The sequence below is a fragment of the Shinella sp. WSJ-2 genome, from assembly GCF_003432075.1.
In the GTDB taxonomy this organism is placed as follows: domain Bacteria; phylum Pseudomonadota; class Alphaproteobacteria; order Rhizobiales; family Rhizobiaceae; genus Shinella.
The window spans coordinates 1-24,720 of record NZ_QWBU01000015.1 but is presented as its reverse complement, the minus strand read 5'-3'; the positions used below and the strand labels follow the sequence as shown (position 1 = coordinate 24,720).

Genomic DNA, 24,720 nt, shown 5'->3' with positions numbered 1-24,720 from the left:
AGAGACGACCAGTCGGTTCTGTCATCAATAGACTCTCCTTCTGGTCCCATACCCGGCGCCCATAATGAAGGACAAGGCGGTAACGACGCCGATGGCCGTCAGGGGATGCTCGCTAATCATATGCTCTATACGGCGTGCGATCACACTGCCCCTATCACGGGTGGCGTCAGTGGGGTACGTGACGGCTCGGAAGCGGTCCTGGAGGTTCTCGAGATCGCGCCGGATCGCGCGAAGCTCGGCGGCACGATCATCCCGCGAAGCATAGGGCTTGGCCGATGGGTGGAGCCCCAGAAGTTCACTCTTCTGGTGCTCGGCCTCCACAGCGTTTGAACCGGTCGCGGTGGCGGTATGCGTTATCGAGACCGGGTCGGACGCAGGAAAAGTGTCTTCCAGTCCCCTGTCCAGTCGTGTCTTATTTTTTGCGCTCTGCTCCGCCTGCTCATTAAGCAATGACAAAACAGCTGGCGTAGGTTCTTTATCCACATCTACCTCCATAAGCCCAGGCAGCTAAATTAGCTTGGAAACGGCCTGCCCTCGACAGACGAAAGTTCTGAACCGGCGTCGTGTCGCTGTGCAAATCGGGAAATGTCCATGATTGCCAGACAGATGTGCTGCTCGTGATGAAACTGGCCCATGCCAAAGTGGGAAGGAAGGCAAGGCTCAAGCCGACCTGAGCAAGTTCGTTCCAAGCGTTAAGTCCGCTTTTTGAAACGGCGTCCTCCGCATCGGACGCGTCGCCAAGGGCCGGGTAGGCTATGATCCCACGAGGGATAGGCTCACCGATAGGGTTATTGCTCATTGGGTGATCTCCACATCATGATCGCAACCGAAACCAAATCCTGGAGGGGAAGTTCCCGGCTTGCCGAATTTTCCAGGCAATGATGGCGGGCAGCGGATGGAACAGACTTGCTCCTTGCGTCAGGGTGGAGAGTTCAGTCAGCGGACGTCAGCTGGGTGAGATTTTCGGACGGAACGGTCCGGCGTTGTAAGTCGATCTTGCGTTATCTATCTCTCAGTGTGTATTTCAGAGGTCGCGACATTGGCAAAACGCGCAGGAAGCGCCGATCTTCCCCTGCATGGCGGAAAAGTTCCGAGATGGCTCGGGGAGCGTATGACGCGGCTCGGCGCGGTCATCACAGAGGCAATAGTTCATCACTATGGGCGTGACGAGTATCTGCGGCGGCTGGCCAATCCATTCTGGTTCCAGTCCTTCGGCGCCGTCATGGGAATGGACTGGCATTCCTCTGGCATCACGACCAGCGTTCTGGGAGCCCTGAAACGCGGTCTGGTGCCGCTCTCCGGCGAGCTGGGCCTGCATGTCTGCGGCGGGCGCGGCGCCCAGTCGCGCAGGACGCCAGACGAACTGATGAGCGTCGGCGATCGCGTCGGCCTCGATGGCGCGGCACTCTCAACGACCAGCCGATTGGTCGCGAAGGTAGACAGTGCGGCGGTGCAGGACGGGTTCGAGCTCTATCTGCACGGCTTTGTGGTTGCCGATGACGGCAAATGGGTTGTCATACAGCAGGGAATGAACGGTGACCGGCGGCAGGCCCGACGGTATCATTGGCTGTCTGAGGGGCTGAGCGGTTTCCTAGACTCGCCGCATGCGGCAATCGAGGGGCGGGACCAAGGGAAAATCGTTAATCTCGCTGACGCACGCGCCAAGTTGTCACGGGAGAGGCAACTTGATCTCCTCGGAACGCTCGGGCCGGACCGTATCATTCGTGAACTGGCCTTAATCGAGAAAGTGCCCTCGTGCAGCGCGAACGAAAATGGCGCGCAACTCACCTTGCCCCATCTCGTTATGCCTACACACCACGATGTTCGCGAAAGCGACGTGAACATGCGGCGCCTGCACGGCAATCTCGCCGCGGCAGCCGAGCGAGGACCCGCCGACTTCGAGGATCTGCTCCTCACCCCAGGTGTGGGGGCGCGCACCGTTCATGCGCTCGCGTTAGTGGCCGAGGTTGTGCACGGAACGCCATGCCGCTTTTCCGATCCCGCCCGGTTTTCGCTTGCCCACGGTGGCAAGGATCGGCACCCTTTCCCCGTGCCGTTGAAAGTCTATGACGAGACGATCGGCGTAATGAAATCGGCGATCCGAAAGGCACGGTTGGGGTTCGACGACGAACTGCAGGCGCTAAAGAGGCTTGACGAGCAAAGCCGGCAACTCGAGCGCTATGTGACGGGGCCAGACCTAAAGGAGATCGTCGCCGTTGAACTCAGCCATTCCGCCGATCTTGATGGTCGAAGCGTGTTCGGCTGGGAACGAGATCTCAGGAGGCCGACTTCAGATCATTAGGCTTGTCGCCGCAGTATGTGCTTGCCACGAAACAATGGCTCGTCGAGTTATATGAATTTACTGGCCATGGTGTTGTCCTTGCGACGCGTTGTCCCTCCCGCAGTCTGGGAGAAGAATGCGGTAAATGCTTCTTCCAAATCGTTAGCGATGTTGCTGTCTCACCTTGATGGGCGGCTTTATCTACTTGGAGTCGGATTGTCTCTGAAATTGGCGACGAGGGCTGCGATTGAAGCCTCAGTTGAAAATGCCAACTAGGTCGTCGCTGGATAAAGGCAGGTTTTCTGATCATCAGTCGGCCGCCTACTAGCCGGTGTTTAGCTCCGGACCTTCCTCTAATTGGCCATGACTTCGTGTATAGCACCAGCTACCGAAGCCGGATCGTATGGTTTCGGGATGAAGGTGGCAACAACCGGAAGATCGTCTCTCGTGAGCTTATGCTTGCCCGAGGTTATGATGATCTTGATTGGTGGCCAACGCCCTCGCACCAGCTTGGCAAGCCGAAGTCCATCCATGTCACCCGGCATGTCGATGTCGGTGAACATCACCTCGATCTCAGGGTGTAGCATCAACTGCTCGATTGCCTGTTGGGCGTTGCACGCTTCGAAAACGCGAAAGTTCAGGTCCGTCAGATCATCGGAAATGCCAATGAGGATCAACGCCTCGTCCTCGACCACGAGAACGGCGGTTCTAGGATCAGGCACGGTGCGCTCGTTTCTGCTGGAGAAAATGTACGGTATCGTACACAACAATCAGTCGCTGGTATAGGTTCCTTATCAATCAGCGGCGGATTGGGCTGATTGAGTTGTAACGGTGACGAAGGTTCCCATGTCTTAGGTGCGCGTCAACGAAAAATGCGATCTCACATACACGGCCCTGCTGTTCTTGTTCATCTGTCAAGGTAAGTTGGACGGGCGGGTGGCTTTGTGCGTCAACCCGACAGCACGGAGGGGTGACGATGGTGCAGCAACAGTCCCAGATCAAGAACAAGCTACTCAACATCTTGCCGGAGCGAGACATGAATGTGCTTGCGCCCCAGCTTGAGCTCGCGAGCCTCCCGAGAGGTACATTGATCGCGAAAAGAGGCGAAAGCATTCAACATGTTTACTTCCTGGAGAGCGGGATTGCATCGGTTGTTGTTACGACGCCTGGCGGATACCAGGGGGAAGCAGGCATCTTCGGGAACGAGGGCTATGTTCCAACATCTGCGGCCGCAGGTGTGGACAGCAGTTCGCACGATATCGTGGTGCAGATGGATGCAGAGGCCTATCGGATGGACTATGAGAGCTTCCGGATTGCGATGGAGGAAAACCGCAGCCTTTGGAAGGTTGTGGTCCGATCCATCGAGGCGTTCTCTGTTCAGCTTGCCTATACGGCCGTCTGCAATGCAATCCATGATGTAAATGAACGATTGGCCCGGTGGCTGTTGATGTGTGAGGACCGTATTCAGGCGAACGAGCTGCCCCTCACTCACGACTTCCTGTCAATGATGCTGGCGGTTCGGCGTCCCAGCGTTACCACCGCCATGCATATCCTTGAGGGAAACGGCTTCATTCGTGCCTATCGGGGTAGTGTGGTTATCAAGAATAGGGCAGCCCTTGAGGAATTTGCTCATGATGCCTACGGAATACCCGAGGCCGAATACCGGCGGCTGATGTCCGACCTGTTTTAGTGGTCGGCTGTGCGCCGGGTTGCGCCGGTCGTGGGGCCACTAGGCTGCTAGTGAGGACCCAGCAACAGTTTCGACGGAAGCCGCGAGGCTGACGATCATTACTGTTTTGCCTTCGCCATCCACGACATTGACGGTCATAGATGACAGGTCCTTCTTCTCCAGCAAAGAGTGCCGCACCAGTTCCTGGATGGTTCCGACTGCTTCGGCCCGCACTTCAGCGACGTTTGTGCATTCGGAGCCGACATCGTCACAGGACTGCTTGCCGTTGTAGATGTTGAAAAAGTAGAGTGACATTGGATGCCCACCAGCGAGAAGAGGAGATCGTCGCGACCAAACCTGTTCTCACCAAGGAGGCACGGGCGCTATGCGGGCGTCGGATTAGGCCCGGTTACTCCTCAACAGAGCGGTAGCAGAGAAGTTCCACCACATATCACCGGATGTGCCAGGCTGGGCCCTTGCCTAAAGTCTCGTCACCGTCTTCCTAAGCCGAGCTCCAGGCACGTGCGGTCCTGGTACGGCAATGCCAAGGCAGCAACTCATCGATGCGGTTCTGCTTGTGGCCATTTACGATGGCGGTGAGCGTGGCGGTTAGATAGGCCTGCGGATCAATGCCATTGAGCTTACAGGTCTCGATCAAAGAGGCGATGGTTGCCCAGTTCTCGGCTCCCGCATCATGACCCGCAAAGAGTGCGTTCTTCCGATTAAGGGCAATCGGACGAATGGTCCGCTCTACGCTGTTGTTGTCGATCTCGATGCGGCCGTCGGTCAGGAAGAGCTTCAAACCATCCCAGTATTTGGCGATATAGGCCAAAGCCTCGCCGAGCGGAGATTTGGTCGCGACATGGGCGCGGTGATGGATTAGCCAGTTATGGAGGCCCGCGACAAGTGGCGCTGATCGTTCCTGCCGACCTGCAAGGCGAGCCTCAGGATCAAGGCCGCGCAATTCTCCTTCAATGCGATACAGCCCGCCTATCCGTTTGACACCGTCCTCGGCAATCGGTGCTGTTCCGTTGCGAGTGACCTCCACCAGCTTGCGCCGGGCGTGTGCCCAACAATAGGCAAGCTGAATGTCCGGGCCGACGCGCTCTGGTGCGATCAGCCTGTTATACCCGGCATAGCCATCAACCTGCAGGATGCCAGCGAAGCCCTGCAATATCCGTTCCGCATGATGCCCGCCTCGACCGGGTGCATAGGTGAAGGCCACGCCCGGTGGAGCGCTGCCATTCCAAGGTCGATCATCCCGCGCCAGCGCCCAGAAATACCCCGTTTTGGTTTTGCGGGAGCCGGGATCGAGAACCGGAGCACGCGTCTCATCCATGAAGAGCTTGGTTGACCGCTTCAGGTCCACCATCAGTGCGTCAAAGACAGGCCGCAGTTCGTAGGCCGCCCGACCGACCCAGTCAGCGAGCGTGGATCGGTCGAGGTCAATGCCCTGGCGGCTCATGATCTGCGCCTGCCCATAGAGCGGAAGATGATCGGCATATTTGGAGACCAGCACATGGGCGACGGTCGCTTCCGTCGGCAGCCCAGCCTGGATAAGGCGAGCCGGGGCTGGAGCCTGAACGACACCGTCAGTGCAGGCACGGCACGCGTACTTGGGGCGACGGCTGACAATGACACGGAACTGTGCCGGGATCACGTCCAGCCGCTCGGAGACATCCTCGCCAATGCAGTGCATGCAACCACCGCAGGCGCAGATCAGGCTTTCTGGCTCAATCACCTCCTCGATACGCGGAAGATGCTTTGGAAGGGAGCCGCGATTGATCGCACGTGGCTTGCTAATCCTGTTTCCTGCAGGAGCGTCCGCCTCATCCTCGGCATGGATGGCAGCCATGGCCGTTTCCAGGTCTTCCAGTGCCAGATCGAATTGGTCGGGATCGGTCTTCTCGGATTTGCGTCCGAAGGCGGCCTGTTTGAAGGCTGCGACCAGCTTCTCAAGCCGTTCGATCCGCTTATCCTTGCGGGCGATATGCTCGTCCTTACTGACTATCGCAGAGTCCTTGGCCGCCTCGCGTGCCTGCGCCGCGATCAGCATCGCCTTCAGAGCAGCAACATCATCGGGAAGGTCGGCGGTATCAAGCATGGCCAAAACCTACCAAATCCAAAGCCGATTTACCCTCGGAATTTGCCCTGCTGAGTCATCGTGCCGCAGCTATTCGATGGCCTGCGGCGTTTTCGTCTGGATGGCGTGAACCCGCCGCCAATCTAGGCCTGCGAACAGGGCTTCGAACTGGGCGTGGGTGAGTGTCATCAGGCCATCCTTAATGCCAGGCCAAGTGAAGCGGTGCTCTTCCAGCCTCTTGTAGGCCATAACGATCCCAGAGCCATCCCAGTAGATCAGCTTCAACCGGTCAGCCCTGCGTGAGCGGAACACGAAGACCGTTCCGGTGAACGGGTCCTTGTGCAGCTCGTTCTTGACCAAAGCCGCCAACCCGTCATGACCCTTGCGGAAATCCACGGGTTTGGTCGCCACCATGATCCGCATACGGTTCGATGGAAAGATCATGTTGCCGACAAGGCACGTGCGATGGCAGCGATCCGGGCCACAGATGCCCCTTCCTCAAGACGGATGATCACTTGACCGAGGACGATCTCAGGGCGACCAACCGCGTTAGGCGGCGGTTCTGAAATAAGCGGATCGACGATCACCGCCGCGAACTCCACCGCATCCTCCGGCGCTGGCAGGATCAGTTTGCCCTGCCGCGCCATCGTTCGCCAGGTGGAAAGGCTGTTGGCTCGCAATCCATAGCGCTGTGCAACTTCATTGACCGTCGTGCCAGGCCTCAAGCTTTCCGAAACGATCTTTGCCTTGATCTCGTCCGGCCAATGTCGGTGAACCTCACGTCCAGGCTTGCTGGTTGTGAGAAACTATAGTGTAGTCTCCATGGAGAAACTCCCGTTCTGCCCATGGATACGCCGATCACAGATCACGCGACAGCGCGCAATGTGGGGGCAGAACACCGGTTACATTGAGGGCAATCGGCCGGATGGAACGCTCGATGGTATTGGAGTCGATCTCGATACGGCCGTCATCGATGAAACGGATCAACCCATCCCAGCGTGAGATCGTGTAGCGGATTGCTTCGGCGAGCTTGGTCTTCTGGCTGATAAGCGAGAGTCGCTCGGTCAGCCAAGGCGCGAGACTGTCGATGATCGGACGGCTCTTGGCCTGCCGGACGGCGCGACGTTCTTCGTGGGTGATACCGCGGATGTCGTCCTCGATCTTGTAGAGTTCGGCGATGCGCCTGAGCACTTCGCTGGCAATAGGCGCGGGACCGGCCGCCGCCAATTCATAGAAGCGCCGACGCACATGACTCCAGCAGAATGCCAGGGAAACGCTGTTGCCAGCGGCGAGCGCTCGATAGCCCACGTACCCGTCGACCTGCAGGATGCCGACGAAGCCATCAAGATGCGCCATTGGGCGTTCGCTCTTGCGATCGGGCGCATAGACATAGACGACACCGGGCGGGTCGGCTCCCTGCCATGGCCTGTCATCACGAGCATAGGCCCAGAGCTGCCCGGTCTTAGTCTTCCCCCGACCCGGATCGAGCACTGGGGCGGTCGTCTCGCCGGCGAAGAGCTTGGACGAGGCCTTCAGATGCTCGAGCAGCCTTTGATGAACCGGGCGCAAGTGCCAGGCAGCGCGACCGACCCAGTCGGTAAGTGTCGAACGGTCAAGATCGATCCCCTGTCGCTTGTAGATATGCGCCTGCCTGTAGAGTGGCAAGTGGTCAGCATATTTGGAGACCAGCACCTGGGCGACGGTCGCCTCGGTCGGAAGACCGCCCTCAATCAGCCGTGCGAGAGCCGGAGCTTGGACGACAACCTCCTCACAGGCGCGACAGGCATATTTTGGGCGGCGCGTCACCAGAACGCGGAACTGGGCCGGAACGATGTCGAGCTTCTCGCTGACATCCTCGCCAATCCGATGCAGGCCATTGCCGCAGCAGGGGCAGTCATGGCTTTCAATGTCGATGACCACATCGATGCGCGGCAGATGGGCGGGAAGTGATCCGCGGTTTATCCGCCGCTTCGCAGTCCGTTCTCGGCGCAGATCGCTCGATGCCTGCTCCCTATCTTCCAAGCCATCGGCCTCGACCTGTTCGGCTTCTTCGAGCCCGAGGAGAAGCTGATCCTCGGGAAGGGTCTCAGCGCGGCGGCCGAAGCGATGGCGCTGTAATTCCTTGATGATCTGGCGCAGCCTGGCGTTCTCGAGTTCGCGCGAAAGCACCATCGCCTTGAGCGCGTTCAGGTCGTCGGGAAGCTCGTCGGCCGTCATCGTCATGGAACGACAACAGCATATTCCGGCGACCAAAACGAGGGCGCGGGCGAGCCTGATTCAATTGGTCGCGGCGACTATCCCGCCTGCTCCGGAACACGCGTCTCGATCGGCGCATGGACGCGCTTCCAGTTCAGCCCCTCGAACAAGGCCGAGAACTGGGCGGCCGTCAGACGCATCGCACCATTCTGCATTTTGGGCCAGTGGAACTCGCCATCCTCGAGCCGTTTGGAGACCAGTCACACACCGCTGCCATCCCAGAAGACGAGCTTGATCCGGTCCGTCCGTTTGGCCCGGAACACGTAAATTGCCCCGGAGAACGGATCAGCACCCGTCTCAGCCTTGACCAGCGCCGCCAGGCCCTCCGCACCTTTGCGGAAGTCGACAGGCCGGGTGGCGACCATGACCTTAACCGCTCCCGACGGACCGATCACGATTGTGCCTTCACTGCCTGGATGACGGCAGCAATCGTGGCCGCATCCGCGCCGGATGCGATCCTGACGATCGCCCCGCCGATCTCCAATTCGATTGCGCCGCTCCCCGGCTTCTTTCTCGACGCACGCGCCGGTTCCGGCTCTTTGGCCACCCGCTTGGTAGGCACGTCCAGGACCGCTGGCGCAAACATCGGAACGTCCTCAACATCAGGCACAACTTCGAGCGGCTTGCGGGCGAGCCGACGCCAGCTGAACAATTGCTGCGGGGTCAATCCGTGACGCCGCGCGACAGCGCAGACCGTCACGCCTCGCTCATAGCTCTCCGCGACGATCTCAGCTTTGCGCTCGCCACTCCACTCACGCCGCCGGCCGTTGCCCGTGAAAACCTCGAACCGGCGCACCGGCTCTTCATCCCTGGATGTAAGCGTAAGCTGTGAAATCGACATATGTCCAAGCCCTCGTTCGGGTTCAACATCGTCAATCACGCACTGATCCGGAAGGTGCGGTCAAAACACCGCTTACTTTGAAGTGCCATGTACAAATGCTGGTTCCCGCACCTTCAATACTTAATTGGCCCCTGATTAAACTGCGATCTGGCTGTACCGATGCGTATGTTGCGCAGCCAGATATCGTGCCTCATCCTCCGGCAGCGGAGGCGAGAAAAGATAACCCTGGACACTGGTGCCGCCCAACGCTTTGAGAGCTTGAAGCTCCTCTTTCGTCTCGACACCTTCGATGACACAATCCAAGCCCATATCTGCACTCAGTGCTAAAAGCGACTTCACGATTTTGTAACTCGCAGGCTTCGTGTGCAGATTCGCAACAAAGCTCCGGTCGATCTTGAATTTAGTTAGCGGCAACGCGTGCAGCCGTGTGAGGCTTGAATAGCCTGTGCCGAAATCGTCGAGCGATATGCCGCACCCAAGGCGCCGCAACATCTCGACAGAATGAGTAATTTGCGCGAAATCATGGGCGAAAGCCGTTTCGGTAATTTCGAGATCAAGCCGCTTGGGATCAAAGCCGCTTCTTTCGACAACGCTCAGGATCGCGAGAGCGCTTTCGTTCGAATTCAAGTCGTGCGCCGACAGATTGAATGCGAGTCGCAAATGTGCATCCCAGCACGTAGCAGCAGCCAGTGCCTTCCTTAAAAGGGTCTTCGTCAATTCGCCGATGATGCCGGCTCTTTCGGCGACAGGAATGAAACGTGCTGGCGAGACTTCGCCCAAGGTCGGGCTGGCCCACCGAGCCAAGGCTTCAAAGCCGAGGATGGCGTGATCGCTGACATTAACGATAGGCTGGAAGACCAGAGAAAGCTCCTTTTCGAGATTCGCCTGCTTTAGGACGCTCTCAATTCGTGCATCGAGGTTGATCTTGTCTTTATGGGCAGTATTAAAAAGGACCGCGCCGCCGCGGTGCCTCTTTTTGGCATGGTAAAGCGCGTAGTCGGCCCGGTCGAAAAGCTCCTCTGGGCTCAGTGCGAGGTCGGGAAAGACGGCAATCCCCATGGAAGCCGAGATGTGGACGACACCTTCTGGCATTTGATAGGGTTGCCTCAACTGCGCAGCGACATTATTCGCATTGATTAGAAGTTCGGTATTCTCCGGCGGAAGCGGAGCGATGATTGCAAACTCATCTCCGCCCAGCCGGAAGGCTGTACTCGCCGTCAGTGTCTCAGACAAGCGATTGGCAACGTCGACCAGAAGACGGTCGCCCACGGAGTGACCGTAAAGATCATTGACAGGCTTGAAGCCATCAAGGTCCATAACCGCGAGAGCCATCCGTGTTCCGCTAGTGCTTGCCCTCCTGAGATTGACCTCTAACGCCGCGAAGAATGCGCGGCGGTTTCCAAGTCCCGTAAGGCTGTCCAGGTTGGCAAGCCGGAAATTCTCGTTGCTCAGCGCGTCGCTTTTTTGCTTCGAAACCACCATGCTCTCGAAGTTTCGATAATTCGTAAGAAGGATGGACATCATGCCTGCGCAGACCAGCAGGATGTTGATCGCGATTGCGACGAATGTCGGCTGAGCCGTTGAGACAAAGAATGCGATGAAAGCGCCGTTGACGACAATTGTCACGATGAACGCTGCTGAACGCAAATACATCAAACAGAAGATGCAGGATATTACGGTGATCGCCATGTAAAATGCGACGTGCGAGCGGGTGTAAGCGTCGCCATAGGGAACAAGCGCGAACGACCAGAGTGTAAACGCGCTGGCGATAGCGCCCGCCAGACGATTGGTGCGTTGCAAAGCTGTAAGCGCGAGTTCAGGTGAAGGATCGACATTTCTCGTCCGAAGCCAGAAGAACACCCTCAATAGGCATCCGACGGTAAACAGTGATGGAACACCAAGCGTAAGCCAGTATGGCGCCAATCCTAAATGCGTTACCGCAAGCGCCCAAGTGCTGGTAAGCAAAATAAGATACATCATCGGCATTTGATGGGTGAAAGCTCGATACTGAGCTTTTAAAAGCTCGGGGTTCGTGCTCTGCACCGCCATGAACTGCTGAATCTTGCGCTGCACATTCCATATATTCATCGTTCAGCCCATCAATTTATGGTGAATTCATACCACATCGATGCCTTCGACAACGCAAACTAGTACGGTTAACAAATTCGATGGGTCACGTAGATGGACCCCGACTGATCGATGGGTAAATTCGGGACATCCTTCCTCCCCATATCAGAGCGTGCGTTCAGAGTTTTACGGGCGAGCAGAAGTCCCTGTTTTTAAGATGTGGTTCGACCAGACTCAAACAAAGCCTGCGATTTGTGGGGCGAAGTTGCAGTAGAACCGGCAGGCCGGCCATGAACCGATGTAAGGCGTTCAACGTCATCCTACTCGGGGAGCATGCCGTCTTTGAACGGCGGTTCGCTCATGGCACGAGTGTGTCGGCTGGCCGATGCTGCCGGGAAACGGTTGAGCGCCTGGCACTTCGTCAGCGCGCGCTGACCAGAGTAAGCAGGAGGGGTACACTCTGGATGCATTTCGGGCCTTTCCCGCGAGATCGCCGTACCGCGCCGCCTGGATACTCGTGCCCTCGACAGCAGCAGCTGCTGCTCTCTCCGCCACTGCTGTCTAATCGCAGATCGCGAGGCGGTCCAGCGTCGTTATCAACCTCACGCTAGTCCCCGCGAAAGCTCACCACGGTCATTCTTTTGCATATATAAAGTGGCTTGATATACCTGCGGTAATGCTGCATTGCAAAACGACGACGCAGCAATTCAGCAGCGCGGTTTCGGTGCGGTTGCCATATGAAGCCGAATGAATTGAACGTACTTGTTATCGACGAGAACCGCATCCGCGCCGCCATCATCGAAGAGGGGCTGCGGGATGCGGGTTATGACCAGGTCACGGTGATCGACGTCATGCATGGCTTGGCGCGTCGCATCGCCGATCTCAATCCCGATATTATCGTAATCGATTTAGAAAATCCGAACCGCGACATGCTGGAAAGCATGTTCCAGCTGTCGCGCGCCGTAAAACGCCCCATCGCCATGTTCGTCGACAAGTCCGACGAGGCCTCCATCGAGGCGGCGGTCGAAGCGGGCGTCTCGGCCTATATCGTCGACGGGCTGAAGCAGGAGCGGGTGCGCCCCATCCTGAAAATGGCGATCAGCCGCTTCAATGCCTTTTCCCGTCTCAGCCGGGAGCTGGAAGAGACGCGCGGGGAACTGGAAAACCGCAAGGTCATCGACCGCGCCAAGGGACTCCTGATGCGCTCGCGCGGGCTCTCCGAAGAGGCGGCCTATGCGCTGCTTCGCCGCACGGCGATGAACCAGAACCGCAAGATCGTCGAGATCGCCCAGAGCCTCGTCACGGCGGCCAGCCTGCTCGACCCCGGAGGAACGGAATGACGACGCGCCACGCCATCACCGCCGGTTTTGTGCCGCTGCTTGACAGCGCGCTCCTCGTCGTCGCCCGCGAAATGGGCTTTGCCGAGGCGCAGGGCATCGATCTCACCTTGCTGCGCGAGCGCTCCTGGGCGAGCATCCGCGACCGTCTTGCGGTGCGCCATATCGATGTCGCGCATATTCTCGGCCCTATGCCAATCGCCGGCAATCTCGGCCTGAACCTTCCCGCACCCGAGATGATCGTTCCGATGGCGCTCGGCCTCGGCGGCAATGCGGTGACGGTCTCGCCGGCGCTCTGGCAGGCGATGGCGGATCATGGTGCGACGGCCGATCTCGATGCGCGCGCCAATGGCGCGGCGCTCCGCGCAGCCATCGCAGTACGGACGGGCGCGCCGCTGCGCTTCGGTGTCGTGCATCCCTATTCGGGGCACAATTACGAACTGCGCTACTGGCTGGCTGCAAGCGGCATCGACCCGGATCGAGACATTGAGATCGTCGTGCTGCCGCCGCCCGACATGGGTGATGCGCTCTCCGAGGGGGTGATCGACGGCTATTGCGCCGGCGAACCATGGAACACGTTCGGCGTGCTGCGGCGCGGCGGGCATCTGGCCACCGTCAAGGCGGCGATCTGGCGGTCGAGCCCGGAAAAGGTCCTTGGCGTTAATGCACGCTGGGGCGCGGCCAATCCGGAGGCGATGGCGGCGCTGCTTGTTGCGCTGTATCAGGCGTCGCTCTGGTGTGCCCGACCGGAAAACCACGCGGCCCTTGCAACGCTGCTGGCGCAGCCAGCCTATGTCGGGCACGATGTGGACCTGCTGCTTCCCGCCCTCGATGGCAAGCTGCCGGTTGGTGGCGAGACGGTGCGCACCGTCGGCGATTTCTTCGTGCCGAACGCCAAGGCCGCCACCTTTCCCTGGAAAAGCCACGCCCTCTGGTTCTACACGCAGATGGTGCGCTGGCGGCAGATCGGGCATACGGCGGAGCGCCAGCGCCTTGCGGCGGAGACCTATCGACCGGACATCTACCGGGCCGCGCTGAAGGACCTCGGTATCGCCATGCCCTCGGTCAGCGCTAAGGTCGAAGGGGCCTTGACCGTCGCAACGCCCGTCGGATCTTCCGGCGTCCTGACGCTCGGTCCCGACGGCTTCTTCGACGGTGGCCGCTTCGATCCTGATGATGTCGAAGCCTACATCGCGTCGCAGACGGTTGGCTGAGTGTGCGCGGCGCTTAATTATGCGCACTGCACAAAAAATGGCTACGTAGATGCACGAACAGCGAGGCGCTTCCAAGCCTTCGAGAGTCGCGAAGAAATTATTATTATTGAAGATCAATAGCTTGATTAAATTGGCACACCGATTGCTTGTTAGAGCGTAGACCTTCGGGTCACGACATCGGCGTCCAACGACGGGCGCTTCACCAGCAAAGCCGCTGATCAGGATCCGTGCGCATGGGGCAACCATGGGGCATGTGCCTGGCCAGTGGCTTTTTGTTTTTCAACCCCGAGATTGGAGCGGCACGACCTTGTCGGGCCTCGGAGAAGCCATGTCTGAGATCAAGCAGCCCACATCCACGCGTGAACGCGCTGTCGCGCTCTGGATGTCCACCTTCGCCTTTACCATCTGTTTCGCCGTCTGGACGATCTTTGCGATCATCGGCATCCGCATCAAGGAAGACCTCGGCCTGTCGGAAGCCCAGTTCGGCCTGCTCGTTGGCACGCCGATCCTGACCGGCTCGCTGGTGCGCATCCTGCTCGGCGTGTGGACGCCGCGCTTTGGCGGCCGCCTCGTTTACACGCTGACGATGCTAGCCGCTGCCTTGTCGACGCTCCTCCTGTCTCACGCCACGACCTTCCCGCAGATGCTGCTTGCCGGCCTCGGCGTGGGACTAGCGGGCGGATCCTTTGCCGTCGGCGTGGCCTATGTCTCGCCGTTCTTCCCGGCGGAAAAGCAGGGCACCGTGCTCGGTATCTTCGGCGCGGGCAATGTCGGAGCGGCGCTGACGAAATTCGTCGCGCCCTTCGTTCTCGTCGCTGCCGGCTGGCAGATGGTTGCGCAAGTCTGGGCCGCGGCACTGATCTTCACCGCCTGCCTCTTCTGGTTCACCACGAGCGATGATCCGGCCTTCAAGAGCCGCCGCGAAAGCAAGGGGCCGAAGCGCAGCCTGCGCGAGGAATTCGCGCCGCTGAAGAAGGCCCAGGTCTGGCGCTTCTCGCTCTACTACTTCTTCGCCTTCGGCGGCTTCGTGGCGCTCGCTCTCTGGCTGCCGCGTTACCTCGTCGGCGTCTATGGCTTCGACATCGCCACGGCAGGCATGGTCGCCGCCGCCTATTCCATTCCCGGCAGCATCTTTCGGGCGCTTGGTGGCGTGCTGTCAGACCGCAAGGGCGCACGCTCCGTCATGTATGGCATGTTCGCCGTCTCGGCCGTCGCGACGCTCATCCTGTCGCTGCCTTCGGGCATCACGCCGGCCGTCTTCATCGTCGTGGTCTTCGTGCTCGGCTTCGTCATGAGCCTCGGCAAGGCTGCCGTCTACAAGCACATTCCGGCCTATTATCCCGATAGCGTCGGTGCCGTCGGCGGTGTCGTCGGCATGGTCGGCGGGCTCGGCGGCTTCATCCTGCCCATCGCCTTCGGCCTTCTCAAGGATGCGAGCGGCCTCTGGTCGAGCTGCTTCCTGCTGCTCTTCGCCGTCGTCGCCGTCTCGCTGATCTGGATGCACCTCTCCATCCGCCAGATGGAGCGCCCCTCCGTCTCTGCCGTCGCAGCGTAATCGCAAGGAAAGACCATGAACGAGAAACTCGTCATCATCGGCAATGGCATGGCGCCGGGGCGCATGCTGGAGCACCTCCTCGAAAAGGCGCCGGGCCGATACGCGATCACCATTTTCAACGCCGAGCCGCGCGTCAACTACGACCGCATCATGCTCTCGCCGGTGCTGTCGGGCGAGAAGGACTACGAAGAGATCATCATCCACGGCGACGGCTGGTACATCAAGCACGGCATCACGCTCTACAAGGGCCACCGCATCGTCGCCATCGACCGCGATGCCAAGACGGTGACGTCGGACCATGGTGTGACCGAGAGCTACGACAAGCTGGTCATCGCCACTGGCTCCGTGCCCTTCATCCTGCCGGTGCCAGGCAAGGAATTGCCCGGCGTCATCACCTACCGCGACCTCGACGACGTACAGGCCATGCTGCTCGCCGCTCAGTCGCGCGAAAAGGCCGTCGTCATCGGTGGCGGCCTCCTCGGCCTTGAAGCCGCCGCCGGCCTTGTCGGCCGCGGTATGGATGTCACCGTGCTCCATGTCATGCCGACGCTGATGGACCGGCAGCTCGATCCGGCCGCCGGCTATCTCCTGCAGAAGGAGCTGGAACGGCGCGGCATCAAGGTCCTTTGCAAGGCCAACACCAAGGCCATTATCGGCAACGGCAAGGTCGAGGGTATCGAACTGGAGGATGGCCGCATCATCCCGGCGACGCTCGTCGTCATGGCCGTCGGCATCCGCCCAAGCGTCGGGCTTGCCAGGGAGGCGGGGCTTGCCATCAACCGCGGTATCGTCGTCGACCACGGCATGCAGACCTCCGACGGCAGCATCTGGGCGCTCGGCGAATGCGCCGAGGTCGGCGGCATGGTTTATGGCCTCGTCGCACCGCTCTACGAGATGGCACGTGTCGCGGCTTCGCATCTCGCCGGGGAGCAGGGGGCGGCATTCGTACATTCGGATACGCCGACCAAGCTGAAGGTGACGGGCATCGAACTCTTCTCGCTGGGCGATTTCGCCGATGGCGACGATCGCGAGGAGATCGTGCTGCGCGATGCCTCCGCCGGCGTCTACAAGCGGCTGGTGCTGAAGGGCAACAGGATCATCGGCACGGTGCTTTACGGTGAAACCGCCGATGGCGCATGGTTCAACGACCTCAAGAAGAAGCAGACCGACATCTCCGAAATGCGCGAGACGCTGATCTTCGGCCAGGCCTATCAGGGGGGCGCTCCGCTGGACCCTATGGCGGCCGTTGCAGCCTTGCCGGATGATGCGGAAATCTGCGGCTGCAACGGCGTCTGCAAGGGCAGGATCGTCTCGACCATCACCGAAAAGGGCCTGACGTCGCTGGACGATGTGCGTGCCCACACCAAGGCGTCGGCCTCGTGTGGCTCCTGCACCGGTCTCGTCGAGCAGCTGATGACGCTGACGCTCGGCGACAGTTACAATCCCGCCGCCGTCCAGCCGATGTGCGGCTGCACCGATCTCGGCCATGACGACGTGCGCCGCCTGATCAAGGCGAAGGGGCTGAAGACCATTCCGGCGGTCATGCAGGAGCTGGAATGGAAGACCTCCTGCGGCTGCGCCAAATGCCGCCCGGCGCTCAACTACTACCTCGTCTGTGACTGGCCGGATGAATACGCCGACGACTACCAGTCGCGCTACATCAATGAGCGTGTGCATGCCAACATCCAGAAGGACGGCACCTATTCCGTCGTGCCGCGCATGTGGGGTGGCGTGACCAATTCCGGCGAGCTGCGCGCCATCGCCGATGTCGTCGACAAGTTCGAGATCCCCCTGGTGAAGGTCACCGGCGGTCAGCGCATCGACCTGCTCGGCATCGAGAAGGAGGATCTGCCTGCCGTCTGGGCCGATCTCGGCAAGGCAGGCTTCATCTCCGGCCAGGCCTATGCGAAAGGCCTGCGCACCGTAAAAACCTGTGTCGGCTCCGACTGGTGCCGCTTCGGCACGCAGGATTCGACGGGGCTCGGCATCCGCATCGAAAAGTTCATGTGGGGCTCCTGGACGCCGGCCAAGCTGAAGATGGCGGTCTCCGGCTGTCCACGAAACTGCGCGGAGGCGACCTGCAAGGACATCGGCGTGATCTGCGTGGATTCTGGGTTCGAGATTCACTTCGCCGGTGCCGCGGGCCTCGACATCAAGGGTACCGAAGTGCTCGGCCTCGTGAAGAGCGAGGACGAGGCGCTGGAGCACATCGTGGCGCTGACGCAGATGTACCGCGAACAGGCGCGTTATCTCGAGCGCATCTACAAATGGGCGAAACGCATCGGGCTCGACGAGATCCGCCGCCAGATCATGGGCGATGCCGACAAGTGCAAGGCCTATTATGACCGCTTCGTTTTCTCCCAGAAATTCGCCCAGGTCGATCCCTGGTCGGAGCGCGTATCCGGCAAGGACAAACATGAATTCCGGCCGATGGCGACCATCGGCTACGGACAGGCAGCGGAATAGGAGGTCGGACATGAACTGGTTTGCCATCGGAAACATCGCCGACATCCCGCTGCGTGGCGCCCGCTGTGTGAAAACTCCGCAGGGCAAGATCGCAGTATTTCGCACCGCAGAAAACGAGGTTTTTGCCATCGAAGACCATTGCCCGCATAAAGGCGGGCCGCTGAGCCAGGGCATCGTTCATGCCAAGGCCGTGACCTGCCCGCTGCACAATTGGGTGATATCGCTGGAAACCGGCACGGCGCTCGGTGTGGACGAGGGCGCGGTGAAGACCATCGCGCTAAAGAATGACGGCGGCGCGCTGTTCATCGCGCTCGAAGACCTGATGGTGGCGGCCGAATAGGATGGAACAGGCGGTCAAGACAACCTGCCCCTATTGCGGCGTCGGCTGCGGTGTCATCGCGACGGTCGCCGAAGACGGTGCCGTTTCCGTCAAGGGCGATCCGGACCACCCGTCGAACTACGGGCGGCTCTGCTCAAAGGGCTCGGCGCTTGCCGAGACGATCGATCTCGATGGTCGCATCCTGCATCCCGAGATCAGGGGCGAACCGGCGTCCTGGGACAGCGCCCTCGATCTCGTCGCCGCAAAGTTTGCCGCCGCGATTGCCGAGCACGGCCCCGATTCCGTGGCGTTCTATGTCTCCGGCCAGTTGCTGACGGAGGATTACTACGTCGCCAACAAGCTGATGAAGGGGTTTTTCGGTTCGGCCAATATCGACACGAATTCCCGGCTCTGCATGTCCTCCTCCGTCGCCGGCCATCGCCGGGCTTTTGGTTCGGATACGGTGCCGGGGACCTATGAGGACCTGGAACTGGCCGATCTCGTCATCCTGACCGGTTCCAACCTCGCCTGGTGCCACCCCGTGCTCTACCAGCGCCTTGCCGCCGCCAAAGAGCGCCGTCCGGGCATGAAGGTCGTGGTCATCGATCCGCGCCGCACCATGACGGTCGATATCGCCGACCTTCATCTGGCGATCCGCCCCGATACGGATGCGGCATTGTTCGTCGGCCTATTCTCGCATCTCGTCTCGAACAACGCCGTCGACCAGAATTATGTCGCGGCGCATACGTCGGGCTTTGCCGAAGCCTTCGAGACGGCGGCGGGCGTTTCCTTCGGCGAGGTGCTGGAGCGGACGGGGCTTCCGGCCATGCAGCTTCGCGAATTCTATCGCCTGTTCACGACGACCGGGAAGGTCGTCACCTGCTACAGCCAGGGCGTCAACCAGTCCTCGTCCGGCACAGACAAGGTCAACGCCATCCTCAATTGCCACCTTGCCACCGGCCGCATCGGCAGGCCGGGCATGGGGCCGTTCTCGCTGACGGGGCAGCCCAACGCCATGGGTGGCCGCGAGGTCGGCGGTCTCGCGAACATGCTGGCCGCCCATATGTCCATCGAAAGCGCTGAAGACCGCGACCGGGTGCAGCGCTTCTGGGCGTCGCCCGTCATCGCGGAAAAAACGGGCCTCAAAGCGGTCGATCTCTTTCAGGCGGTGGCGGACGGGCGCATCAAGGCGCTGTGGATCATGGCGACCAACCCTGTCGTCTCCATGCCCGATGCCGTTGCCGTCGAGGCGGCGATCAAGGCATGTCCCTTTGTCGTTATCTCCGACATTATCAAGGACACGGACACCGCCCGCCACGCGCACGTTATGCTGCCATCGCTCGGCTGGGGCGAGAAGAGCGGGACCGTCACCAATTCCGAGCGCCGCATTTCCCGCCAGCGCGCCTTCCTTGCCGCGCCTGGCACGACGCGGGCGGACTGGTGGCAACTAGTCGAAGTCGCGCGCCGCATGGGCTTTGCCGATGCTTTCGCTTATGAAACTCCGGCAGAAATCTTTTCCGAACATGCGGCCCTCTCGGCTTTCGAGAACGATGGCCGCCGTGATTTCGATATCGGTGCGCATGTTGGTGTCGGGCAGGTTGTTTATAATGCGCTTGAACCCTTCCAATGGCCGCAGCCGGCAGGACAGGCCAGGACGGAAAGCCGCTTTTTCGCCGATGGCGGCTTCTACCATGAGGATGGCAAGGCACACTTCGTCGCAGTCGAGCCCGCCGAAACCGACCGCGCCAATCCCGACTACCCCTTCACGCTGAACACCGGCCGCATCCGCGACCAATGGCACACCATGACGCGCACGGGAAAAAGCGCGCGCCTGTCGTCCCACATCGCCGAACCCTTTGCAGAACTGCATCCGCGCGATGCCGTCGAGATCGGCGTCGGCAATGCCGGGCTGGTCGAGATCGAGAGCCCGCTGGGCAGCGCCGTGGTGCGGGCGCTGATCACCGAACGCCAGGCGCGGCGCAGCATCTTCGCCCCCATGCACTGGAACGATCAGTTTGCTGCCAGGGCCCGCATCGATGCCGTCGTCCCCGCCATCACCGACCGTTTTTCCGGCCAGCCCGCCTCGAAGAACGTTGCGGTCGCGGTCAAGCTGTTCAAGGCACGGCACTATGCCTTCGCCGTCTCGCAGGCGAAGCCGGTCGAGCCGGATGCGGCCTATTGGGCGCTCGCCAAAGCCGATGGCGGCTGGCGGCTGGAACTGGCGTTCACCACGCCGGTCCAGCACTGGGCGGACTGGTGCCGCCGCGTCTTCACCATCCCCGACGGCGTCGAGCCGCTCGGCTATGCGGATGCGCCGACCGGCGATGTCAGGCTCGCCTTCTTCGACGGGACTCGGCTTCTCGCCGCCTTCTTCCTAGCGTGCGAGCCCGTGGCAGTCGCCCGCAACTGGGCGATCGCCCAACTCACCGCCGAACACGCCAACCTGCGCAAGCGTTTCGCGCTCGTCGCCGGCCGGCCGGGTGCGGACAAGCCGGACCCCGGCGCCACCCTCTGTTCGTGCTTCGGCGTTGGCGTCAACCAGATCGTCGCCGCCGTGCGGGGCGGTTGCCACAGCGTCGAGGCCGTCGGCAAGGCGCTCAATGCCGGAACCAATTGCGGATCGTGCCGCGCCGAGATCAAGGGGATCGTCGATGGATGTCTCGCAGCCGCCGCGGAATGAAGCGCGCATAGAACCGCTCGCCAAGCTGCCGGTCTTCTGGGCGCTGGAGGGTGAACGTGTCGTCGTCGCCGGCGGCACGGATGCCGCGATGTGGAAGGCGGAACTGCTTGCGGCCTGCGGTGCCCGCGTTGATGTCTATGCGGAAACCTTCGGCGAGGTCTTCGAGGCGCTCTTCGCTCGCCCACCGGATCATCCGGCGGCAGGACTGACGCGCCATGCCCGGTGCTGGACGCCATCCGATCTGGCTGGTGCTGTGCTGGCGATCGGCGATTGCGAGGACGATGCGGAAACGTTCTTCAACGCCGCCCGTGCTGCGGGCGTGCCGGTCAATGTCATCGACAAGCAGGCCTTCTGCCAGTTCCAGTTCGGCTCGATCGTCAACCGCTCGCCGGTGATCGTGGCGATCTCGACGGACGGCGCGGCGCCGATCCTGGCACAGACGATCCGCCGCAAGATCGAGACGCTTCTGCCGCGCAGCCTGAAGGCTTGGGCGGCGCTGGCACAGTCGCTGCGCGGGGCGGTCAACCTGCGCCTTAAGCCCGGCCAGCCGCGCCGCGTTTTCTGGGAGCGGTTCTCCGACAGGGTCTTTTCCACGCTGGATACGCCGGAGGAGGGCGTAGGTGGGGTGCTTCTCGCTGATGCCGAACGGCTCGCGGAAGCCCCCGCCATCGGTCGCGTGACATTTGTCGGCGCGGGGCCAGGCGATGCTGAGCTCCTAACGCTAAAGGCCGTGCGAGCGCTGCAGGCGGCCGATATCATCCTCTTTGACGATCTGGTTCCCGGCGAAGTGCTCGAGTTGGCGCGCCGCGAGGCGACGCGCATGCCCGTAGAACGATGCGGCGGCGAGAGCTGCCGACAGAAAGAGATCGGAGACACTATCGTCAAGTTCGCTATGGCCGGCCAGTGCGTGGTACGGCTGTCACCCGGCGATCCGGTGATCTTCGGGCGGGCCGAGGACGAGATCGCTCACCTCAAACGCCACAACATTCCTGTCGACGTTGTCCCAGGCATCACGGCGCCAGCTATATGACCTCACGTTCTGGCCTGTCTTTAACCGATCGTCACCACCTGAAATCGTTGCGTCTCGACGTTCCTCGCGCGAGGGACTATCCAATAATGTCGCCTGGAGAGGCGTCGCAGAGGTTGGGACCGTCGCGGCATTCTACATGAACTTGCGACAACAGGTCTGATCGTAGAGAAGTCACCGATAAGTTGCGGCGGTAGAGGCCTGCAATCATCATTAACCAGCGTAATCGAACCAGCCATGCCGGAAGCCGGAGTGAAACGCTCCAGACTCCATATGGCGGCCTCGACTAGCTGGTGCCCTTCGGCTCCATTTGGGACGCCGGGAGAAGTTAACGCCCTCGTCATCTCCTCGTTTCCGACTGTGCGGCTCTTAGGTGGAAATCATAGGCGCTCAGGCGGTGGAACAGTAAACTGCCTGTTTGACTTCAGGTTTCGCGGAGCGACCGTGCTCGACGGCCGCGCGAACCGTCTGAGAAGGAGGACCATTCGTCGAATTTCCGGCCGTTCGCAGACCCAGCGATACTGTCTAGTTAGTTGTTCTTTATTTGACACAAGTCAACGACTGACCGGAGCTAACGATCCAATGGTCTCGCAACGATCCGCGGGAATGCCTTGGAATGAAAATCGTACGTCTCCTTCTTTTGCTGTGTGCCAGTCTGTGCTTGGTGGCGCCCGCCCATGCCCGTACGGTTCTGGAGCAGTACCTGCCTGCTGCAGCCGCGTCAGACCTCGTGCCCGGTGCGGAGGGTTTCGGTTCGATTCGCGAGGACCTAGCGGTGGCGCCGGTGCTGAAGCGCGGCCAGACGGTGGCCTGGGTCTTCATGACATCGGACTTCGTCGGGACCACCGGCTATTCCGGTAAGCCAATCCATACGCTCGTCGCGATCGGCACGGACGCCAGGATTGTCGGTGTCAAGCTGGTCAAGCATTCCGAGCCCATCGTCCTCATCGGCATACCCGAAGCGAAGGTGAATGCGTTGGTGGCCAGCTATGCCGGCCTGGACATCGTTGCCGAGGCGAAATCCGGTGGCACGGGACATGAGGTAGACATCATCTCCGGGGCGACGGTGACGGTGATGGTGATCGACGATTCCATCGTCCGCTCTGGACTGAAGGTCGCGCGTGCGCTTGGTCTCGGAGGGCTCGCGCCGGAAGCGGACGCGGCTGGGCCGCGCTTTGAGATTGACCGGGATGCCGCAGGTCCTACCGATTGGGCGGAGGCCGAGGGCGACGGCACGCTGCGCCGGTTAACGCTCGATGTCGCTCAGGTCAACGCAGCCTTTGCCGAACATCCCGACGAACGCGCGCGCGATCGTTCCATCACCGAAGCGCCGCAGACCACCTTCATCGACATGCAGGCCGCGCTGGTTTCGGTTCCCGCAATCGGCAAGACACTGCTCGGTCCAGCCCAGGATGCAAATCTGAGGAGCTGGCTGAAGGAGGGTGAGAACGCCATTGCCGTCGTAGGACGCGGCCTCTACTCCTTCAAGGGCTCGGGTTATGTGCGCGGCGGCATCTTCGACCGCATCGTGCTTATACAGGACGACGTTTCCGTGCGGTTCCGCGACCGCGATCATCGCCGGCTCGGCGGTATCGCGCTTGTTGGCGCGCCGGAATTTTCAGAAATGGACATGTTCCGCATTCCCGCCGGCCTCGGCTTTGATCCAGCCAGGCCCTTCCGCATTCAGCTTTTGGCACAACGCGAGGTCGGGCCGATCGAGAAGGTCTTCCACACCTTCGATCTCGGCTACCAGCTGCCGCAGAGATACCTGCGCGCGATCGCGCCACCCGTGCAGCAGGATGCCGTCGCCTCACCGCAAGAAGAGGTGAGCGCGCAGGCAGATCTCTGGAAACGCATCTGGCGCGATTCCAAGCTGAAGATCGTGGTTCTCACCGCCATGCTGGTGGTGCTGACAGGCGTGTTCTTCTTCCAGACTTATGCGGTCAAGAACGCCAAGGGCTTTTATATCTTCCGTATTGTCTTCCTGACATTCACACTGATCTTTCTCGGCTGGTACGCCAATGCGCAGCTTTCGGTCGTCAACCTGATGGCATTGTTCGGCAGCCTGGTGAACGGCTTCAGCTGGCAGGCGTTCCTGCTGGATCCGCTGACCTTTATCCTTTGGTTTGCCGTTGCCGCCGCGCTGCTTTTCTGGGGTCGGGGCGCCTATTGCGGCTGGCTCTGCCCCTTCGGCGCCCTGCAGGAACTGACCAACCAGATCGCCCGCAAGCTGCGCATTCCGCAATGGACGCTGCCCTGGGGACTGCACGAGCGCCTCTGGCCGGTCAAATACATGATCTTTCTCGGTCTTTTCGGCGTCTCGCTGATGAGCGTCGAGCAGGCCGAACATCTCGCCGAGATCGAACCTTTCAAGACCGCGATCATCCTGAAGTTCATCCGCGCCTGGCCGTTCGTGGCCTATGCCGTAGCACTGCTGGTCGCCGGGCTCTTCGTCGAGCGGTTTTATTGCCGCTACCTCTGCCCGCTCGGCGCGGCGCTCGCGATCCCTGCGCGCATGCGCATGTTCGACTGGCTGAAGCGCTACCACGAGTGCGGAAACCCCTGCCAGACCTGCGCCATCCAGTGTCCGGTTCAGGCGATCCACAAGACCGGCGAGATCAACCCGAACGAGTGCATCAACTGCCTGCACTGCCAAGTGCTCTACCAATCCACAACCGTATGCCCCGTGGTGATCAAGAAGATGAAGTCGCGAGCCAAGCTCGCGGCGAGCCCCGGGGGCCCGGTCCCGGAACCCGCAGCCAGAGTTTAACCAAAGAAGGAACCCGACCATGGAATCGAAGGAAAACAAGGGGCTGAGCCGCCGCGCGCTCTTCAGCGCCACGGCAGGCTCGGCGGTTCTCGCCGGCACGATGGGGCCGGCCGCCCTCGGCCTCGGCGCCGCTGGCCTTGCGACGCCGGCCCGCG

The 24,720-nt window shown here is 60.8% G+C and carries 17 protein-coding genes and 3 pseudogenes; 10 read left to right on the top strand and 10 right to left on the bottom strand.

Features of this window, described 5'->3' with window-relative positions; genetic code table 11:
* Positions 1 to 24: 24 nt before the first annotated feature.
* Positions 25 to 483 carry a hypothetical protein gene (locus tag D0Y60_RS21865; RefSeq protein ID WP_147324553.1) on the bottom strand — a complete coding sequence of 153 codons (459 nt, stop codon included), beginning with the start codon at positions 481 to 483 and terminating at the stop codon, positions 25 to 27.
* A gap of 556 nt (positions 484 to 1,039) precedes the next feature.
* Here D0Y60_RS21865 and D0Y60_RS21860 point away from each other — a divergent pair.
* The gene (locus D0Y60_RS21860; protein WP_117372070.1) at positions 1,040 to 2,302 is read left to right on the top strand and encodes a DUF763 domain-containing protein; all 1,263 of its coding nucleotides are present in this window, start codon (positions 1,040 to 1,042) and stop codon (positions 2,300 to 2,302) included.
* Positions 2,303 to 2,634: 332 nt separating this feature from the next.
* On the opposite strand, the gene D0Y60_RS21855 is transcribed toward D0Y60_RS21860, so the two are convergent.
* Positions 2,635 to 3,003, bottom strand: coding sequence for a response regulator (locus D0Y60_RS21855; RefSeq protein WP_117372069.1), 369 nt, complete (start codon positions 3,001 to 3,003; stop codon positions 2,635 to 2,637).
* Between the two features lie 254 nt (positions 3,004 to 3,257).
* Here D0Y60_RS21855 and D0Y60_RS21850 point away from each other — a divergent pair, with 254 nt between their 5' ends.
* Positions 3,258 to 3,971 (top strand): Crp/Fnr family transcriptional regulator, encoded by a 714-nt coding sequence (locus D0Y60_RS21850; protein ID WP_117372068.1) that lies wholly within the window; start codon positions 3,258 to 3,260, stop codon positions 3,969 to 3,971.
* Between the two features lie 39 nt (positions 3,972 to 4,010).
* On the opposite strand, the gene D0Y60_RS21845 is transcribed toward D0Y60_RS21850, so the two are convergent.
* From D0Y60_RS21845 to D0Y60_RS21815, 8 genes and pseudogenes are all read right to left on the bottom strand, one after another.
* Positions 4,011 to 4,265: a hypothetical protein gene (locus tag D0Y60_RS21845; protein WP_117372067.1), complete on the bottom strand. Its 255-nt coding sequence runs from the start codon at positions 4,263 to 4,265 to the stop codon at positions 4,011 to 4,013.
* A gap of 187 nt (positions 4,266 to 4,452) precedes the next feature.
* Complete coding sequence (locus D0Y60_RS21840; protein WP_117372066.1) at positions 4,453 to 6,054, bottom strand: IS66 family transposase; 1,602 nt, start codon at positions 6,052 to 6,054, stop codon at positions 4,453 to 4,455.
* A 69-nt stretch (positions 6,055 to 6,123) separates the two neighbouring features.
* A complete protein-coding gene (gene tnpB, locus D0Y60_RS24655; RefSeq protein ID WP_147324552.1) occupies positions 6,124 to 6,477 on the bottom strand; it encodes an IS66 family insertion sequence element accessory protein TnpB in 354 nt (117 codons plus the stop codon).
* Positions 6,474 to 6,791 (bottom strand): annotated as a pseudogene (locus D0Y60_RS25265) (transposase); the annotation flags it as partial. The gene tnpB (D0Y60_RS24655) and the pseudogene D0Y60_RS25265, both read right to left, overlap by 4 nt.
* 151 nt (positions 6,792 to 6,942) lie before the next feature.
* Positions 6,943 to 8,256: pseudogene (locus D0Y60_RS21830) on the bottom strand (IS66 family transposase); the annotation flags it as partial.
* A gap of 71 nt (positions 8,257 to 8,327) precedes the next feature.
* Positions 8,328 to 8,684: pseudogene (gene tnpB, locus D0Y60_RS21825) on the bottom strand (IS66 family insertion sequence element accessory protein TnpB).
* The gene (locus tag D0Y60_RS21820; RefSeq protein ID WP_245409264.1) at positions 8,681 to 9,169 is read right to left on the bottom strand and encodes a transposase; all 489 of its coding nucleotides are present in this window, start codon (positions 9,167 to 9,169) and stop codon (positions 8,681 to 8,683) included. The pseudogene tnpB (D0Y60_RS21825) and the gene D0Y60_RS21820 overlap by 4 nt, the downstream one beginning before the upstream one ends.
* Before the next feature lie 96 nt (positions 9,170 to 9,265).
* On the bottom strand, positions 9,266 to 11,218 hold the full coding sequence (locus D0Y60_RS21815) for an EAL domain-containing protein (protein WP_117372064.1): 1,953 nt from the start codon (positions 11,216 to 11,218) through the stop codon (positions 9,266 to 9,268).
* 716 nt (positions 11,219 to 11,934) lie between these two features.
* Here D0Y60_RS21815 and D0Y60_RS21810 point away from each other — a divergent pair.
* The 8 genes from D0Y60_RS21810 (at position 11,935) to D0Y60_RS21775 (ending at position 24,565) form a co-directional block, all read left to right on the top strand.
* Positions 11,935 to 12,537, top strand: coding sequence for an ANTAR domain-containing response regulator (locus tag D0Y60_RS21810; RefSeq protein ID WP_117372063.1), 603 nt, complete (start codon positions 11,935 to 11,937; stop codon positions 12,535 to 12,537).
* On the top strand, positions 12,534 to 13,748 hold the full coding sequence (locus tag D0Y60_RS21805) for a CmpA/NrtA family ABC transporter substrate-binding protein (RefSeq protein WP_117372062.1): 1,215 nt from the start codon (positions 12,534 to 12,536) through the stop codon (positions 13,746 to 13,748). Before D0Y60_RS21810 ends, D0Y60_RS21805 begins: the two co-directional genes overlap by 4 nt.
* Before the next feature lie 328 nt (positions 13,749 to 14,076).
* Positions 14,077 to 15,303 (top strand): nitrate/nitrite transporter, encoded by a 1,227-nt coding sequence (locus D0Y60_RS21800; protein WP_117372061.1) that lies wholly within the window; start codon positions 14,077 to 14,079, stop codon positions 15,301 to 15,303.
* A 15-nt stretch (positions 15,304 to 15,318) separates the two neighbouring features.
* The gene (gene nirB, locus D0Y60_RS21795) at positions 15,319 to 17,769 is read left to right on the top strand and encodes a nitrite reductase large subunit NirB (protein WP_117372060.1); all 2,451 of its coding nucleotides are present in this window, start codon (positions 15,319 to 15,321) and stop codon (positions 17,767 to 17,769) included.
* Positions 17,770 to 17,779: 10 nt separating this feature from the next.
* Positions 17,780 to 18,109, top strand: coding sequence for a nitrite reductase small subunit NirD (gene nirD, locus D0Y60_RS21790; protein WP_117372059.1), 330 nt, complete (start codon positions 17,780 to 17,782; stop codon positions 18,107 to 18,109).
* 1 nt (position 18,110) lies between these two features.
* Positions 18,111 to 20,768 (top strand): nitrate reductase, encoded by a 2,658-nt coding sequence (locus tag D0Y60_RS21785; protein ID WP_117372058.1) that lies wholly within the window; start codon positions 18,111 to 18,113, stop codon positions 20,766 to 20,768.
* Positions 20,740 to 21,798, top strand: a complete 1,059-nt coding sequence (locus tag D0Y60_RS21780; RefSeq protein WP_117372057.1) for an SAM-dependent methyltransferase — start codon at positions 20,740 to 20,742, stop codon at positions 21,796 to 21,798. The genes D0Y60_RS21785 and D0Y60_RS21780 overlap by 29 nt, the downstream gene beginning before the upstream one ends.
* Before the next feature lie 613 nt (positions 21,799 to 22,411).
* The gene (locus tag D0Y60_RS21775; RefSeq protein WP_117372056.1) at positions 22,412 to 24,565 is read left to right on the top strand and encodes a NosR/NirI family protein; all 2,154 of its coding nucleotides are present in this window, start codon (positions 22,412 to 22,414) and stop codon (positions 24,563 to 24,565) included.
* Positions 24,566 to 24,720 lie beyond the last annotated feature (155 nt).

Coding starts and splice junctions, on each gene's coding strand:
- tnpB (WP_147324552.1), bottom strand. CDS start 6,477: ATGATCTTTCCATCGAACCGTATGCGGATCATGGTGGCGACCAAACCC.
- D0Y60_RS21815 (WP_117372064.1), bottom strand. CDS start 11,218: ATGAATATATGGAATGTGCAGCGCAAGATTCAGCAGTTCATGGCGGTG.
- D0Y60_RS21810 (WP_117372063.1), top strand. CDS start 11,935: ATGAAGCCGAATGAATTGAACGTACTTGTTATCGACGAGAACCGCATC.
- D0Y60_RS21850 (WP_117372068.1), top strand. CDS start 3,258: ATGGTGCAGCAACAGTCCCAGATCAAGAACAAGCTACTCAACATCTTG.
- D0Y60_RS21780 (WP_117372057.1), top strand. CDS start 20,740: ATGGATGTCTCGCAGCCGCCGCGGAATGAAGCGCGCATAGAACCGCTC.
- nirB (WP_117372060.1), top strand. CDS start 15,319: ATGAACGAGAAACTCGTCATCATCGGCAATGGCATGGCGCCGGGGCGC.
- D0Y60_RS21840 (WP_117372066.1), bottom strand. CDS start 6,054: ATGCTTGATACCGCCGACCTTCCCGATGATGTTGCTGCTCTGAAGGCG.
- nirD (WP_117372059.1), top strand. CDS start 17,780: ATGAACTGGTTTGCCATCGGAAACATCGCCGACATCCCGCTGCGTGGC.
- D0Y60_RS21805 (WP_117372062.1), top strand. CDS start 12,534: ATGACGACGCGCCACGCCATCACCGCCGGTTTTGTGCCGCTGCTTGAC.
- D0Y60_RS21845 (WP_117372067.1), bottom strand. CDS start 4,265: ATGTCACTCTACTTTTTCAACATCTACAACGGCAAGCAGTCCTGTGAC.
- D0Y60_RS21775 (WP_117372056.1), top strand. CDS start 22,412: ATGAAAATCGTACGTCTCCTTCTTTTGCTGTGTGCCAGTCTGTGCTTG.
- D0Y60_RS21800 (WP_117372061.1), top strand. CDS start 14,077: ATGTCTGAGATCAAGCAGCCCACATCCACGCGTGAACGCGCTGTCGCG.
- D0Y60_RS21785 (WP_117372058.1), top strand. CDS start 18,111: ATGGAACAGGCGGTCAAGACAACCTGCCCCTATTGCGGCGTCGGCTGC.